At 60.9% G+C, this 14,607-nt stretch carries 12 protein-coding genes and 1 pseudogene; 3 read left to right on the top strand and 10 right to left on the bottom strand.

Features of this window, described 5'->3' with window-relative positions; translation table 11 throughout:
* Positions 1 to 13 precede the first annotated feature (13 nt).
* The 8 genes from AC2444_RS07505 to AC2444_RS07470 form a co-directional block, all read right to left on the bottom strand.
* Positions 14 to 1,129, bottom strand: a complete 1,116-nt coding sequence (locus tag AC2444_RS07505) for an ABC transporter ATP-binding protein (RefSeq protein WP_012757053.1) — start codon at positions 1,127 to 1,129, stop codon at positions 14 to 16.
* A 3-nt stretch (positions 1,130 to 1,132) separates the two neighbouring features.
* The gene (locus AC2444_RS07500) at positions 1,133 to 2,080 is read right to left on the bottom strand and encodes a carbohydrate ABC transporter permease (RefSeq protein WP_431674277.1); all 948 of its coding nucleotides are present in this window, start codon (positions 2,078 to 2,080) and stop codon (positions 1,133 to 1,135) included.
* Positions 2,077 to 3,030 (bottom strand): carbohydrate ABC transporter permease, encoded by a 954-nt coding sequence (locus tag AC2444_RS07495; protein WP_012757051.1) that lies wholly within the window; start codon positions 3,028 to 3,030, stop codon positions 2,077 to 2,079. The genes AC2444_RS07500 and AC2444_RS07495 overlap by 4 nt, the downstream gene beginning before the upstream one ends.
* 155 nt (positions 3,031 to 3,185) lie before the next feature.
* Positions 3,186 to 4,448 (bottom strand): ABC transporter substrate-binding protein, encoded by a 1,263-nt coding sequence (locus AC2444_RS07490; RefSeq protein WP_012757050.1) that lies wholly within the window; start codon positions 4,446 to 4,448, stop codon positions 3,186 to 3,188.
* A 190-nt stretch (positions 4,449 to 4,638) separates the two neighbouring features.
* Complete coding sequence (locus AC2444_RS07485) at positions 4,639 to 6,159, bottom strand: aldehyde dehydrogenase family protein (RefSeq protein ID WP_012757049.1); 1,521 nt, start codon at positions 6,157 to 6,159, stop codon at positions 4,639 to 4,641.
* Complete coding sequence (locus AC2444_RS07480; RefSeq protein WP_012757048.1) at positions 6,159 to 6,938, bottom strand: enoyl-CoA hydratase/isomerase family protein; 780 nt, start codon at positions 6,936 to 6,938, stop codon at positions 6,159 to 6,161. Before AC2444_RS07480 ends, AC2444_RS07485 begins: the two co-directional genes overlap by 1 nt.
* Positions 6,931 to 8,544, bottom strand: a complete 1,614-nt coding sequence (locus tag AC2444_RS07475; RefSeq protein WP_012757047.1) for an acyl CoA:acetate/3-ketoacid CoA transferase — start codon at positions 8,542 to 8,544, stop codon at positions 6,931 to 6,933. The genes AC2444_RS07480 and AC2444_RS07475 overlap by 8 nt, the downstream gene beginning before the upstream one ends.
* Before the next feature lie 9 nt (positions 8,545 to 8,553).
* Entirely contained in the window at positions 8,554 to 9,600 is a 1,047-nt protein-coding gene (locus AC2444_RS07470) for a LacI family DNA-binding transcriptional regulator (RefSeq protein WP_012757046.1), read from the bottom strand.
* A gap of 187 nt (positions 9,601 to 9,787) precedes the next feature.
* On the opposite strand from AC2444_RS07470, the gene AC2444_RS07465 reads away from it, so the two are divergent.
* From AC2444_RS07465 to AC2444_RS07455, 3 genes are all read left to right on the top strand, one after another.
* Positions 9,788 to 9,961: a hypothetical protein gene (locus AC2444_RS07465; protein WP_017993663.1), complete on the top strand. Its 174-nt coding sequence runs from the start codon at positions 9,788 to 9,790 to the stop codon at positions 9,959 to 9,961.
* A gap of 230 nt (positions 9,962 to 10,191) precedes the next feature.
* Positions 10,192 to 11,727, top strand: a complete 1,536-nt coding sequence (locus AC2444_RS07460; protein WP_012757045.1) for a sensor histidine kinase — start codon at positions 10,192 to 10,194, stop codon at positions 11,725 to 11,727.
* A gap of 63 nt (positions 11,728 to 11,790) precedes the next feature.
* Complete coding sequence (locus AC2444_RS07455) at positions 11,791 to 12,408, top strand: carboxymuconolactone decarboxylase family protein (RefSeq protein ID WP_012757044.1); 618 nt, start codon at positions 11,791 to 11,793, stop codon at positions 12,406 to 12,408.
* A gap of 42 nt (positions 12,409 to 12,450) precedes the next feature.
* Here the strand turns inward: AC2444_RS07455 and AC2444_RS07450 are convergent.
* Positions 12,451 to 13,208 (bottom strand): annotated as a pseudogene (locus AC2444_RS07450) (IS5 family transposase).
* Between the two features lie 92 nt (positions 13,209 to 13,300).
* Complete coding sequence (locus tag AC2444_RS07445; protein WP_171815715.1) at positions 13,301 to 14,275, bottom strand: alpha/beta hydrolase; 975 nt, start codon at positions 14,273 to 14,275, stop codon at positions 13,301 to 13,303.
* Positions 14,276 to 14,607 lie beyond the last annotated feature (332 nt).

Raw genomic sequence — 14,607 nt, 5'->3', positions numbered from 1 at the left:
TAGCACCTGGCCCTCACCCGATCCTGAGCTGGCTCTCGGGATCGAAGAAGACGGCCTTATCGAGATTGAATGCGAGGCGGGTGTTTTGTCCTGGAGCGATGCCGGTATCGGCGCGCAGGCGGGCGACGACGGATTTGCCGCCGAGCTTGGTGACGGCGAAGGTGTCGGAGCCGGCCGGTTCCACCACCTCGATCAGGCAGTCGCCCTCGGTCAGCGAGCGCGCCTTGCGGTCGGCGCCATCGGGATCGGTCAAGGCTTCAGGCCGGATGCCGAAGATCACCTGTCTGCCGGTATAGGCGGTCAGGCCGTCATTGCCTGAGATGACGGGCAGTCGGAGCGGGGCGGCATTCGGCCGCTCCAGCGAGACTTCCAGCCCGCCGGCGCCGTTTTCGACGGTGGCGTTGAGCAGGTTCATCGCCGGCGATCCCATGAAGTCGGCGACGAAGATGTTGGAGGGGCTGTTATAGATCTCGGCCGGCGTGCCGAACTGCTGCAGCACGCCGTCCTTCAGCACGGCGATCTTGGTCGCCAGCGTCATCGCCTCGATCTGGTCATGGGTGACATAGACGAAGGTGGTGCCCATGCGCTGATGCAGCCGCTTGATCTCGGTGCGCATGTCGACGCGCAGCTTGGCATCGAGATTGGAGAGCGGTTCGTCGAACAGGAAGACCTGCGGATTGCGCACCAGCGCCCTCCCTATGGCGACACGCTGGCGCTGGCCGCCGGAGAGCTGGCTCGGCTTGCGGTCGAGCAGATGGCCGATCTGCAGCATGTCGGAGACTTGGGCGATCGCCTTGACACGCTCCTCCTTCGGCACGCCGCGGATCTCCATGCCGAAGGCGATGTTGCCCGCCACCGTCATGTTCGGATAGAGCGCATAGGACTGGAACACCATGGCGATGTCGCGCTTGGAGGGATGCAGACCGCTGATGTCGCGCCCGTCGATCTTGATATCGCCGGAGGTGATCGTCTCCAGCCCGGCAATGGTGTTGAGCAGGGTGGACTTGCCGCAGCCGGACGGGCCGACCAGCACGAGAAAGCCGCCCTTTTCGAGTTCGAGGTCGATCCCCTTGAGAATGTCGACGGCGCCGAAGCGCTTTTTGAGACCGGAGATTTCGAGGAAGGCCATGGATTACCCTTTGACAGCGCCCGCCATCAGACCGCGCACGAAGTAGCGGCCGGCGAGGATATAGACGATGAGCGTCGGCACGGCTGCGATCATCGCAGCCGCCATGTTGACATTGTATTCGACGACGCCGGTCGAGGTGTTGACGACATTGTTCAGCGCCACCGTCATCGGCATGGTGTCACCGGTGCCGGCGTAAGCCGAGGCAAACAGGAAGTCGTTCCAGATATTGGTGAACTGGTAGATCACCGTGACGACGATGATCGGCAGCGAGTTCGGCAGCATGATGCGGCGGAAGATCTGGAAGAAGCTGGCGCCATCGACCTGGGCGGCTCTGACTAGTTCGGTCGGAAAGGCCTCGTAGAAATTGCGGAAGAACAGCGTCGTGAAGCCGAGGCCATAGACGACATGGACGAAGACCAGATTGACGGTCGGATTGCCGAAGCCGAAGTTCCAGCCCGTGGCATTCTGCAACGTCATGCCGAAGCGGCCGAGGCTGCCGAGGATCGTTGCCATCGGCAACAGCACCGACTGGAACGGGATGAAGCAGGCAAACAGCATCAGCCCGAACACCAGCGTATGGCCCGGGAAACGCCATTTGGTCAGGACATAGCCGTTGAGCGCGCCCATGATGGTGGAGATCGCCACAGCCGGCACCACCATCTTGATCGAGTTCCAGAAGTAGCCCTTGATGCCGGCGCAGGTGAGCCCGACGCAGGTCTCGCCCCAGGCCTTGATCCAGGGGTCGAAGGTCGGCGATTGCGGCAGCGCCAGCATGTTGCCGTTCTGGATTTCGTCCATGGTCTTGAACGAGGTCGTCAGCATGACGAAGAGCGGCATCAGATAGAGGACGGCAAAGATCAGCAGCAGGCCGTAGATGACGACACGACCGATCCAGCGGGTATTGTTGCTGTTTTGCGCCCTGTCGGCTGTCGGTGAGATGATCGTGCTCATCGCGCCTTCTCCTTCAGTTCGGAATAGAGATAGGGAACGATGATCGCCGAGATCGTCATCAGCATGATGATGGCGCTGGCCGAGCCGACGGCCATCTCGTTGCGCTTGAAGGTGTATTCATACATGAAGTTGGACGGCAGCCATGCCGAGCCGCCGGGACCGCCGGAGGTCAGCGCCACCACCAGGTCATAGGACTTGATCGCCATATGGGCGAGCACGATGAAGGCGGAGAGAAAGATCGGCCGCAGCAGCGGAATGACGATGCGCCGATAGAGCTGGAAGGGCGAGGCGCCATCGATCTGGGCGGCCTTCATGATCTCGCCGTCGATGCCGCGCAGTCCCGCCAGGAACATTGCCATGACGAAGCCCGACGCCTGCCAGACGCCGGCGATGACGACGGTGTAGATGACGAAGTCCTTGTTCTTGATCCAGTCGAAGTGGAAGCTCGTCCAGCCGAAGTGGTGCAGCGTCTGTTCCAGCCCGAGGCCGGGATCGAGGAACCATTTCCAGGCAACGCCGGTCACAATGAAGGAGAGCGCCATCGGATAGAGGAAGATCGGCCGCAACACGCTCTCGCCGCGGATCTTCTGGTCGAGCAGGATGGCGAGGAAGAGACCGAGCGCCAGGCAGATGCCGATATAGAGGAAACCGAAGATCGCCATGTTGGTGATCGAGGTGTACCAGGAAGACGGCGGATCGCTCTCGAAGGTCCAGCGCCACAGCCGTTGATAGGCGCGTGCTCCGGTCAGCGCATAGGAGGGGAATGTCTTGGAATTGGTGAACGACAGATAGGCCGTCCAGACGATGAAGCCGTAGACGAAGATGATGGTGATGACGAAGCTCGGCGCCAGCACGATCTTCGGCAGCGCATCCTGCAGCCGGCCCCTCAACGAGATCCCCGTCGATTGCCTCGGCGTCAAAACCGGATCGGTGGTCGCAACGGTGCTCATGGAATGTCATCTCCTGCCTGCAATCGGCCCCGCATGATATCGGGCATGATCGGCTCTGCATCATTGTCCGGGCATGATTGTCCGCGCATGATCGGCGCGAAGCCTGAAGCTTCCCCGCGGAGCACGCGGGGAAGCTTTTTTAGTCGACAGTGATCTCAGCGGGCGTCGTCGATCGCCTGGACGAGCTGCTTGACGGCTTCGTCGGAGGTCTTGATCTGGCCGTGGACGAACTTCGAGACGACATCCTTGTAGGCATTGGCGATCGCCGGAGGAGCGCCGTAGCCCTGTGCCAGCGAGCCGAACAGCGTGCCGCCTTCGTTGGCTGCCTTCAGGTCGGCGATGCCCTTCTTGCCGCAAGCATCGAAGTCGGTATCGGGAACGTCGGTACGAGCCGGCACCGAACCCTTGACGACGTTGAAGGCCGACTGGAAGCTCTTCGACAGCGTTGCGGTCGCCAGCGCCACCTGGGCCGCCTTGCGGTCGTCGGGAACGTTGAACATGCCGAACATGTCGGAGTTGTAGACGACGCTGCCGTCGGTGCCGGGGAAGCGGTAGCACAGGAAGTCGGTATCCGGCGTCTTCTTGGCGGCGACGAATTCGCCCTTGGCCCAGTCGCCCATCACCTGCACTAGCGCGTCACCCTTGATGACCATGGCGGTTGCCAGGTTCCAGTCGCGGCCCGAGAAGTTCGGGTCGACATATTTGATGATCGTCGCCAGATTGTCGAACGACTTCTTCATCGTGTCGGACTTCAGCGATTCCTCGTCGAGGTCGTTGAAGGCCTTCTTGTAGAACTCCGGCCCGCCGGTCGACAGCACGATGGAATCGAACATCGTCGCCTCCTGCCAGTTCTGGCCGCCGAGAGCCAGCGGGATGACGCCTGCGGCCTTCGCCTTGTCGAGCAGGGCGATCAGCTCGTCGAAGGTCTTCGGCTGGGTGCCGCCGATCTTGTCCATCACAGCCTTGTTGATCCACAGCCAGTTGACCGAGTGGACGTTGACGGGGGCTGCGACCCACTTGCCGTCATAGACCGAGAACTTCTGCAGCGCTGCCGGAACCGACTTGTCCCAGCCTTCCTTCTTGGCCGTCTCCGTCAGATCGCCCATGACGCCGGCCTGAGCATAATCGAGCACGGTATAGCCCAGCATCTGCGAGGCCGTCGGATAGGTGCCGGCCGCAACCATCGCCTTCAGCGCCGTCATCGCCGCATCGCCGCCACCGCCAGCAACAGGCACGTCCTTCCAGGCAAAACCTTCCTTCGAAAGATCCTGCTTCAAGACGTTCAGCGCCGCCGCCTCGCCACCAGACGTCCACCAGTGCAGCATCTGCACTTCCTTCACGTCGGCGGCGTGGGCGGACACGCCAGCGCCGGCCAGAGCCAACGCGATCATTGCGGTCGTGGTCAAAAACTTGTTCATCGAAGAACCTCCCAGTTCCAGTTTGGAAGATGCGGGACCCATTCCCGCACCAATCACCCGCCCTCCTCGAGCGTAGTTCGGCCGCCATTGCAGCGCCGCGCGTCTTTTCAGACGCGCAAAGGACGCTGCAACACTTTGAATCGACGCATCGTGCTTTCCGAAAATCGATTCCGATATTCGGGCCGATGCGCTAAGCCAGCTTTTCTGTCTGCGGCATCCACCAGCTGGTGCGTTTGCCGATATGCATGTTGAGCGTCTTGGTCTCCGTGTAATCTTCAACCGCATGGCGGCCGAGCTCACGGCCGAGGCCGCTTTGCTTGTAACCGCCAAAGGGAAGTTCCGAGGCGCCGTCCATGAAGGTGTTCATCCAGACCGTGCCCGCCCGCACCGATCGGCCGATCGTCAGGCACGTGTCGAAATCGCGGCTCCAGACACCGGCCGACAGGCCGTAGTCGATGGAATTCGCAATCCTGATGGCTTCTGCTGATGTCTCGAATGTCAGGACCGAAAGCACCGGGCCAAAGACTTCCTCGCGCGCCACGGCCATATCAGGGGTGACCTCTTCGAGGATCGTCGGCGACATGAACTGCCCCATGCCGAGGTCGAGCGTCTCGCCGCCATGCGCGACCCGGGCACCGCTGCTCCTCGCGCCGGCAACGTATCCTGATATTTTCTCCAGATGCTGTGGCGTGATGATGGCGCCGACCTGCGTCGAGGGATCGAGCGGGTCACCGACCTTCACTGCCTTCGACAATTCGGCAATCCGCTTGACGACATCGGAAGCGATTGATTTGTGAAGGATCAGCCGCGAACCGGCATTGCAGCACTCGCCGGCATTGAAGTATGCGCCGAAGACCGCGGCATCGATGAAGGCACCGAGATCGGCATCCGGAAACACGATCTGCGGGTTCTTCCCACCCAATTCCAGCGAGACCTTCTTCAGCGTCTGTGCGGCATTCGACATGGTCAGCTTTCCCACGCCGGTCGAGCCGGTGAAGGACACCATGTCGACGTCGGGATGGGAGGTCATGATCGCACCGACCTCTGGTCCCGTGCCGGTGACAATGTTGACGACACCATCCGGAATGCCGGCCTGCTGCAGGATCTCTCCCAGCACCAGCGTCGATCCCGAGGTCAGTTCCGAGGGCTTGACGACGGTCGTGCAGCCAGCGGCCAAGGCGAATGGCAGCTTCTGGCCGACGATCAGGAACGGAAAGTTCCAAGGCGTGATGATCGACACCACGCCGATCGCTTCGCGCAAGACGACGCCGAGCGTGCCGTCGCCGAGCGTGTTGTAGCTTTCACCGTGAAGGTCGCGGGCAAGTGCCGCCGCGTAACGCCATATGTCAACGGAGCCTGCAATTTCTCCCCGCACCTGCGTGATCGGCTTTCCTGCCTCGATAGCATCGAGAAATGCCAGCTCCTCTGCGCGCGCTGCGATCAGATCGGCCGCCTTGAGCAGGATGGCGGAACGTTCGGAAGCGGTCATTCGGGGCCACGGCCCAAGATCGAAAGCCTTGCGTGCCGCGGAAATCGCACGCTCGGCGTCCTTCCTGCTGCCGGTCGGAAACCGGCTGACCACGACACCATGGCTCGGCGCGACACGCTCGATCGGATCGGAGGCACCAGCCTCCCATCTGCCGTCGATGAGCATCTTGAAATCACGCGCTTTGTGGTCGTTGAGCGCGGTGGGGTTGACGAGAACCGTCATTACCATTCTCCCTTGAACGTTGCCGGGCGCTTCTCGCTGAATGATGCGACGCCCTCCTTCAGATCGCCGGTCTTCGCAGCGAGGATCGAGCCCAGGGCTTCGACCGCGGTTCCATTGTCTTCGCCGTTCGCCGATGCGATCATCAACTTCGCGATCTCGGTCGCAGCCGGCCCCCTTGCGGCGATCCGCTGCGCATATTCCCGGGCGGCGGCGAGCGCGTTTCCTGTGGGAACGACCGCGTCTACGATCCCGAGCAGGCGTGCCTCCTCGGCGGTGAATATCTCGCCGCCCAAAGCCATACGCCGGACGGCCTGCGCACTGAACCGGCGCACAAGACGCTGGGTCCCGGACCAGCCCGGCACCATTCCAAGGCCGGTCTCCGGCAGGCCGATCTTGATCTGTTCCTCGGCGAGGCGAATGTCCGCGACGCCTGCAAGTTCAAGTCCTCCCCCGAGGGCATGGCCGTTCAGAGCCGCGATCAGCGGCACCCTGAGCGTCGCCAGTCTTTCGAAGATACGGTGGCCGTGGCGAACCCAGAGATGACCGAACTCCTGAGGCAACATTCCGCCCCAGGCCTTGATATCGCCTCCGGCGGAAAAGCCCTTTCCTTCGCCCGTGAGAATGGCAGCGCGCACATTGGCGTTGGCCTCCACCTCGTCGGCCGCATCCGCCAACGCCTTGAGCATATCGAGGTCGAGCGCGTTCAGCTTCTCCGGACGAGAAATCGTCAGCGTCGCAACATGTCCATCGACGTCAATTCTGACTGTTCCGCTAGCCATTGAAGCTGCCCTCCAGCGTCCGTGCCTTCTTTTCTGGAAGCGACAGGCCGATGTTTGCCTCCGCGAAGAGCGCCGCGTCCATGACCTTCAGGTCGGGCGCCACCATCAGCGGAAACTCCGACTGATCGAGGATGTGGGCTTGGAGATCGACGCCGGGCGCAATCTCGGTGAGGACGACGCCATCGGGCGTCAGTTTCATCACGCACCGCTCGGTGACATAGGTGATCTCCTGCCCCTGCTCGATCGCGCGCATGCCGCTGAAAGTGACGTGTTCGACCTCCTTCACGAGTTTCTTCAACTTGCCTTCCTTGTCGATGAGAAGAGCTCCATCGGCAATCGAAAGCTTCGCTCCGGCATTGAACATGCCGGAGAAGACGATCTTCTTCGCCCGCGCCGTGATGTCGACGAAGCCTCCGGCGCCCGCCGTCACATGCGGCCGGAAGGAGAGCTTGGAGACGTTGACCGAACCGTCTTTGCCGATCTCGAGAAAGGACAGCAGCGATGCATCGAAGCCTGCACCCTGGAAGTAGGTGAACTGATAGGGGGACGGCATGTAGGCGTCGGCATTGGAGGCGCAGCCAAAGGCGAAGTCGAGCAGCGGCACGCCACCGACCGCGCCTTGCTCGATGACCCAGGTGACCGCGCCATGGAGCCCTTCCTCCAGCAGAATTCGCGGCACGTTGGCCGATATGCCGAAACCGAGATTGACGCAGCTTCCAGCCTGAAGTTCCTGCGCAACACGGCGCGCGATGACTTTCTGAACATTGAACTCCGGAACGCTGAAGCTATCAAGCGGACGGAAGATCTCCCCGGAAATCGCCGGATCATATTGCGTCTGCGTCGTCTGCTTCTGCTCCGGATCGATGACCACATAGTCGACCAGCATTCCAGGAACCCGAACGTCGTGGGGCTTCAGCGAGCCTTCCTTGGTGATCCGCTTGACCTGGGCGATGACGATGCCGCCGTTGTTGCGTGCGGCCAGCGCCTGATCGAGGCCGCCGAGATAGGCGCCTTCATGTTCGTATGTCAGGTTGCCGCGCTCGTCGGCGGTGGTAGCGCGGATGATGGCGACCTCCGGGACGATCGAGGGAAAGAACAGCCAGTCGTCGCCCTCGAAGCGCACGCGCTTGACCACCGGATTTTCCGACGCCAGGCCGTTCATCGCGCAACCCTGCCGCTCGGGATCGACGAATGTATCGATGCCGATCTTGGTCAGGACGCCCGGCCGCTTCGCGGCGGCCTCGCGATGGATGTCGAAGAGGATACCCGATGGAATGTTGTAAGCGGGGATTTCGTTGTTGGTGATCATTTGCCAGATCAGCGGCGGCTCGGATGACGACGGGCCGGACGGATAGGAGCCACCGATGATGCGCGCGAGCAGGCCCTTCTTGGCGATATGGTCGACGCCCTTGATGCCGCTCATGTCGCCGGCGGCGATGGGATGAAGGGTCGTGATATCACGGGGATGGCCGGTCGCGTCGAAACGTTCGCCAATCGCCTTCAGCATGAGGTCCGGGCAACCGAGACCGCTCGAGGACGATACCGTTACAACAGCGCCATCCGGGATCAGCGCGGCTGCTTCGGTCGGGGTGAGATGCTTCTTCATGGGCCTTACTCAGAGTCCTGTTTCAATTTTCACGCTCTTGCGGGCTCCGCAGCTCTCGCGAACAACCAGCCGAACAGCTGTCGTCACCGTCTCCGCCTCGGCCTTGCCCGCATTAATCTGCTTGAGAAGCAGTTGGGCGCCGCGGCGCCCGATGCCCTGCGGATCGACCGAGACGGTCGTCAGCGCCGGAACCGCCGCCTGAGCCTCGATGACGTCGTCGAAACCCACGACCGCGAAGTCGGAGCCGGGTTCCAGACGGCGCGCACGCAATCCGTCGCAAACACCGAAGGCTACGGCATCGTTGAAGCAGACGGCTGCTGAGGGTTTGTCGGCAAGAACGATTGCTTTTCCGATCGCCTCTACCCCGCCGGCTCGCGAAGGCGCCGACGAGATGACAAGTTCTTGGTGATAGTCGAGACCGGCTGCCTCCATGCCGCTTCGGTAACCGGCAAGGCGGTCGTCGAAGACAGCGGTGTCGGGAAAGCCGCCGAGAAAAGCGATGCGCTTGTGACCAAGGTCCGCCAAGTGCTTGACTGCAGACATCATGCCAGCCCGGTTGTCGGAGACGACGGACGAGACTTTGGCGCCAGGCAGGTTTCTGACGACGACCACCACCGGAATCCCTGCGGCGACGAGTGGTTTGAAATCTGCGGCATCGGTGGCGCGCGCCGGCGACACGATGAGCCCCGAAATGCCATGTTCCCGCATCGATGCGACAACTTCGCGCTGCCTGTCGATGCTCTCGCTGGTGTTCGACAGGAACTGCACAAATCCGGCCGACTGAACGACCATATCGACGCCGACTGCCAGCTCCGCGAAGAAGCTGTTCGTCAGGTCGTTGACGACGACCCCGATGATCCTCGATTTGGCGCCGGCCTGCCGGAGATTGGCTGCGCCGCGATTGTAGACGTAGCCCAGCTCACGCATCACGGCGTTGACCTTGGTGCGCGTCCCCTCATTGACCAGGGAAGAGCCCTGAAGCACCAGCGAAACCGTCGATTTCGAGACGCCGGCGGCCTTCGCAATGTCAATGACGGTTACCCGCGCCTTTGTCACATCTTCCTCCCGCGCCAACGATCGACCGATCGCTTTAAATATTTGGAACGTTCCAATTCTGTCAAGTGAAATTTATACGTGCCGTTATCCATTGGGAGCATATTCGGCAAATTTCCGCCTCCTCGATTGCCGGAATCTCATCATAAAAATTGGAACGATCTAAAAAATGACCCTGACTGAGAGGCGTATGTCGATATTTTTCGACCTGCAAAATCGTGCGTGGCGCACGACCGACCGATGCGTTGGCAGCAAAAATGTGGAAGATTCGGGCTCGCCCGGTACTTCCGTCGAAGCGATCTATGCGGCGCAATGGGCGGACATTCCGGCAAAAGCAGGAAGGGCTCCTATTCTGCGTTCATAGACGCTGCGACAAACCCAGTGGAGAACATGGAGACATGAAACTGCGCGCCGAGTTGACCGTTCTGGGGCTACGGCTTCTCCAAGTATTCGCCGACATGGTCGGAGAGGATCGTCCCTTGTTTCTCGATGCGCACTCGAACATCCCTCGATTCGATAGACATTAGCGAAACTTTATCGTTTGTGACGAATGCTACGAATACGTGCAACGCGCCAGATCTGAAGCAGGGCCGGATGATGTCACACTCGTTTGAATCCATTCTGGAGAGCCTGCCTCAGGGCATTGTTCTGCTTGATCCTGCCGGTACCGTGACGGCATTCAATTCACGCACGCTTGATATTCTCGGTCTTCCGCAAGGCGCCATTCGCAAAGGCATGAATATCCACGGATTGCCGGGCGCTGCAGACTGCCGTTCAGTGGCATCCCGGCGGTCGACGGCCGGTGGACCGCCGACGTCTCAGTTTGCCCTTTCCGACGGAGGAATGGTGTCACTGACCTGCGCCCCATCGCGGGATGGAGGCTGGATCCTCAGTTACGAAGACATCTCGACTCTCATTCGTGTCGAAGACAGTCTGACCGAACAACATCGCCGGTTCGACGCAGCGCTCAGCAACATGCCGCATGGGCTGTGCATGTTCGATTCGACCAAGAACCTGATATTGTGCAACGCCTCCTACGCGCGGATGTACAATCTGCCGGACCTGCTAACGCAACCGGGGACACCACTTGTGGATATCCTCGCCTATCGCAGCCGAGAGGGAAATGGCCCGGCCGATACCGCCGCCTATTTTGACGTGGTCTTTGAAGCGACAGCACGCGGTGCGCCGGCCAGCCAAAATATCGTTTTGGCAGATGGACGCGTTATCAAGATCACCCACAATCCGATGCAAACGGGTGGATACGTGGCCACGCATGAGGACGTGACAAAGACCGTGCGGCTTGCCGAAGAGCTGCGCCGGCATCACGATCAGCTCGAAGCGACGGTTAAGAGCCGCACGGCGGAAGTCGAGCGGCAGGCGCGAGAACTCGAGCGAATGCTGGCGCAGGAGCGGAACATCAACGAGCTGCAGCGGCAATTCGTTGCGATGGCATCCCATGAATTCAGGACCCCACTTGCAATCATCGACGCTGCTGCCCAGCGGCTGCTGCGAAAAAGGGGGGCGGTCGAGCCCGAATTTCTCAGCGACAAGGTCGATCAAATCCGCGCATCGGTGACCCGGATTGTCGATCTCATGGAGAGCATCCTGTCAGCCGGACGCCTTGATACCGGCAAGATCGACATCAGCTACGACGCATGCGCATTGAGATCATTGATAAAAACCTGTTGCGAGCGGCAGTCGACGATCGCAAAGTCGCACAGGCTTGTGTTGGATATCGATGGGCTGCCGGAGTTCATCGACGCCGATCCCCGCACTTTGGCGCAGGTCTTTACCAACCTGCTTTCCAATGCCGTCAAGTACGCGCCCGGAACCTCCGAAATTCGCGTCACGGCATGGGCAGAAACGGGGAACGTCAAAGTTTCGATCAGCGATGATGGGGTGGGGATCGATGCCGAAGACGTGCCCCGGCTGTTCCAGCGTTATTTTCGTGCCCGGACGTCGACCGGGATTGCCGGAACCGGTATCGGCCTCAACCTGGTTAAGCAGATCGTCGAACTGCATAACGGCTCGATAGAGGTTCGAAGCGCAAGAGGATGCGGATCGACGTTTATCGTAACCCTTCCCATCAAGAGAAGTGGTAACGCTTCCGCGACCAATGACGCTGCCTGATATTTCAGGATTGCTGTCCTGAATATCTACCCTATCCTTCTCACAATAGAGGAGGATCATGCCATGGCTTTCATTCACACCCCCAATGCATCCGCCAGCGAGAAGACGACGTCGATGTATGCGTCGGCCGAGGCGAACTATGGTTATCTGCCGAACATGTATCGGGCCTTCGGCCATCGGCCGGAGGTGATGGAGAGCTGGGCAGCGCTGCTTTCGAGCATTCGCGGCCATATGAGCTTGCGGCGCTACGAGCTGGTGACGCTGGCGGCGGCCAAGGAGCTCAAATCCTCCTATTGCATGCTGGCGCACGGCTCAGTGCTGCTGCGCGAGGGTTTCACCAGCGACGGGCTGACGGCTGTTGTCAACGAGACGGACAAGGCGCCGATCGATGCCGGCGAACGCGCGATCATGGCCTTTGCCGCCAAGGTGGCGCGCGATGCGACGTCGGTGACCCAGCAGGACATCGACGGGCTGAAGAAACACGGGCTGAGCGACGCCGATGTCTTCGACGTCACGGCTGCTGCAGCGGCCCGGTGTTTCTTCTCGAAAATGTTGGATGCGCTGGGTGCTGCACCCGACCATGCCTACATCGAGCGGCTGGAGCCGAATGTGCGAAAGACGCTCAGCGTCGGCCGAGAGGTCGAGCGGCCTCTGGCGCCGTCACCGTCTCGCGCGCAATGATGCGATGACGGAGGCGCCAGGACGCCTAGGACTAATCGACATTCACCGCAGCCAGATCATTGCGGCGAGGAGATAGACGAATCCTTCGAAATGGATTGTTCTGCGGTCGTATCGAGTGGCGAAACGTCGGAAGTGCTTCATACGGTTGAAGCATCGCTCGATGCGGTTACGATCTTTGTAGGCGGCTTCGTCGTGGGGGATGATGATCTTGCGCGAGCGGTTTGACGGGATGACTGCTTCGGCTCCCATGCTGGTGATTGTTTCCCGCAAGGCATTGCTGTCATAAGCTTTATCAGCCAGCACGGCATCGCCGCTCTGTCCCTTCAGAAGAGCCGGCGCTTGCGTGATGTCGCCCACCTGACCGGCGGTTACGATGAAACGCAGCGGTCGGCCAAGGGCATCAACCAGCATATGGATCTTGGTGGTCAGTCCGCCTCGGGAACGCCCCAACGCCTGATCCTTGGCCCCCCTTTTCCGGAGGCGGCTTGCTGATGGGCGCGAACGATCGTGCTGTCGATCATCAGATACTGGTTGTTGCGGTCTGCTGTCAGCGCCTCGAACACCCGCTCCCATACGCCGGCATGGCACCAGCGGCTGAAACGCTTATGCACCGTCTTCCATTTGCCATAGCGCTCCGGCAGGTCGCGCCAATGTGCGCCGGAGCGCAAAACCCACAGGCAACCATTGATGAACAGACGGTTGTCCGAGCCGCTACGCCCCGGGTCGCCAATCTTACCAGGCAATAAGGATGCAATCTTGAGCCACTGAGCGTCGCTCAGTTCATACCGCCTAATCGACATCATCGACCTCCGTGACTAACACGGTGCTCTATGAATCAGCGATCAAGCGATTTGGGAATCCTGAATGTCGATTGGACCTAGTCCTGCAGCCCCTATTCCTGCGGTTTGTCCGCAAAATGCCGGATCGCAAATTCGGCGATATTCTGGCTCGACCGATCGGCATCGTCGAGCAGCGAGGGAAACAGCTGCCACTGATGCGGCATGCCGGGCCATACCTCGGTGGTGACGTCCACGCCCGCCACGCGCGCCTTGTCGGCGAGCCGCAGCGTATCGTCCAGCAGGACTTCGCCGGAGCCGACCTGCAGCAACAGCGGCGGAAAGCCGGCCATGTCGGCGTAGAGCGGCGATGCCTGGGGATCGGTCAGAGACCGGCTGCGGAGATAGGTCTTGCGCAAGGTCTCGATCCAGTCCTTGCCGACCAGCGGATCGCTTCCGGCGTTTGATGTCATGGAGTCACCCGTCGCGGCAAGATCGGTGATGGGGCTGAGCGCAATCACAGCCGCCGGCAACGGCTTTGCCGCCTGCATCTGCCGCAGCACCGTCTCGATCGCGATATTGCCGCCGGCGCCGTCTCCGGCCACGATGACATTCTCGCTCCGATAGCCGTTGTCGAGAAGCCAGCGATAGGCCGTCAGCGCGTCGTTGATCTGCGCGGGATAGGCATATTCGGGCATCAGTCGATAATCAATGAGAAGAATGTCGCTGGATGCGGCTTTGGCGAGCGAGCCGGCAAGCAGGCTATGCGTGCGGATCGAGCCGCTGGAAAAGCCGCCGCCATGAATATAGAGGATCACCCTTTGGCCGATCGGATGATGAAGACGAGCGGGCCACATCAGCTCGGCATCGACGCCGTCGGCATCGACCTGCCGAACCTGGATGCGCGTCGGCCCCGGCATCGTCTCCATCAGCGTCCTGAAGGCTGTCCGCCGCTGCTGCAGGCTATCGGCGCCGGCAAAGTGATCTTTCCAGAGGCCGACAAGTTTTTCGACCTGTTCGCGCGAGGCCGAGCTTTGCGGCCCAATGTCCCGCCCGACCGCCGCCGAGGCGAGCAGCATCAGCGCAGCCAACGCGGGGAACAGACGTTTGAGCCGCTTTGGGGCTCTTCGAATACCAACTGGCAAAATCCGACCGTTCATCAACCTCTCCCGACGATACTGGCCATGCGGCATCTTTGGCCGGTTCGTCCACCGGAGTCAAAAGGGTGACAGGCTCGAACCCCAAGCTTTTTCACTCCACGAACATCGCCGCACCCGTCCGGGCCTGGGTGCGGTCGATGGCCGCCTTGAGGGCCGTCCACATCAAGCGGCGACTCGATGACGGAGATAGGGCGGATCCTCTGGACGTCCCTCCACTCTGCCTGGAATGAAAGTTGGCAGTTGCCCGTTCACTGTGGATTCAT

This window comes from Rhizobium sp. WSM1328 (assembly GCF_057653715.1).
The sequence above is the reverse complement of the archived record's forward strand: the minus strand, read 5'-3'. Positions and strand labels throughout refer to the sequence as shown.

Bases quoted from the DNA above. Each gene is read 5' to 3' on its own strand.
- AC2444_RS07500 (WP_431674277.1), bottom strand. From the start codon at position 2,080: ATGAGCACGATCATCTCACCGACAGCCGACAGGGCGCAAAACAGCAAC.
- AC2444_RS07460 (WP_012757045.1), top strand. From the start codon at position 10,192: ATGATGTCACACTCGTTTGAATCCATTCTGGAGAGCCTGCCTCAGGGC.
- AC2444_RS07490 (WP_012757050.1), bottom strand. From the start codon at position 4,448: ATGAACAAGTTTTTGACCACGACCGCAATGATCGCGTTGGCTCTGGCC.
- AC2444_RS07480 (WP_012757048.1), bottom strand. From the start codon at position 6,938: ATGGCTAGCGGAACAGTCAGAATTGACGTCGATGGACATGTTGCGACG.
- AC2444_RS07455 (WP_012757044.1), top strand. From the start codon at position 11,791: ATGGCTTTCATTCACACCCCCAATGCATCCGCCAGCGAGAAGACGACG.
- AC2444_RS07475 (WP_012757047.1), bottom strand. From the start codon at position 8,544: ATGAAGAAGCATCTCACCCCGACCGAAGCAGCCGCGCTGATCCCGGAT.
- AC2444_RS07485 (WP_012757049.1), bottom strand. From the start codon at position 6,159: ATGACGGTTCTCGTCAACCCCACCGCGCTCAACGACCACAAAGCGCGT.
- AC2444_RS07465 (WP_017993663.1), top strand. From the start codon at position 9,788: ATGTCGATATTTTTCGACCTGCAAAATCGTGCGTGGCGCACGACCGAC.
- AC2444_RS07505 (WP_012757053.1), bottom strand. From the start codon at position 1,129: ATGGCCTTCCTCGAAATCTCCGGTCTCAAAAAGCGCTTCGGCGCCGTC.
- AC2444_RS07495 (WP_012757051.1), bottom strand. From the start codon at position 3,030: ATGAGCACCGTTGCGACCACCGATCCGGTTTTGACGCCGAGGCAATCG.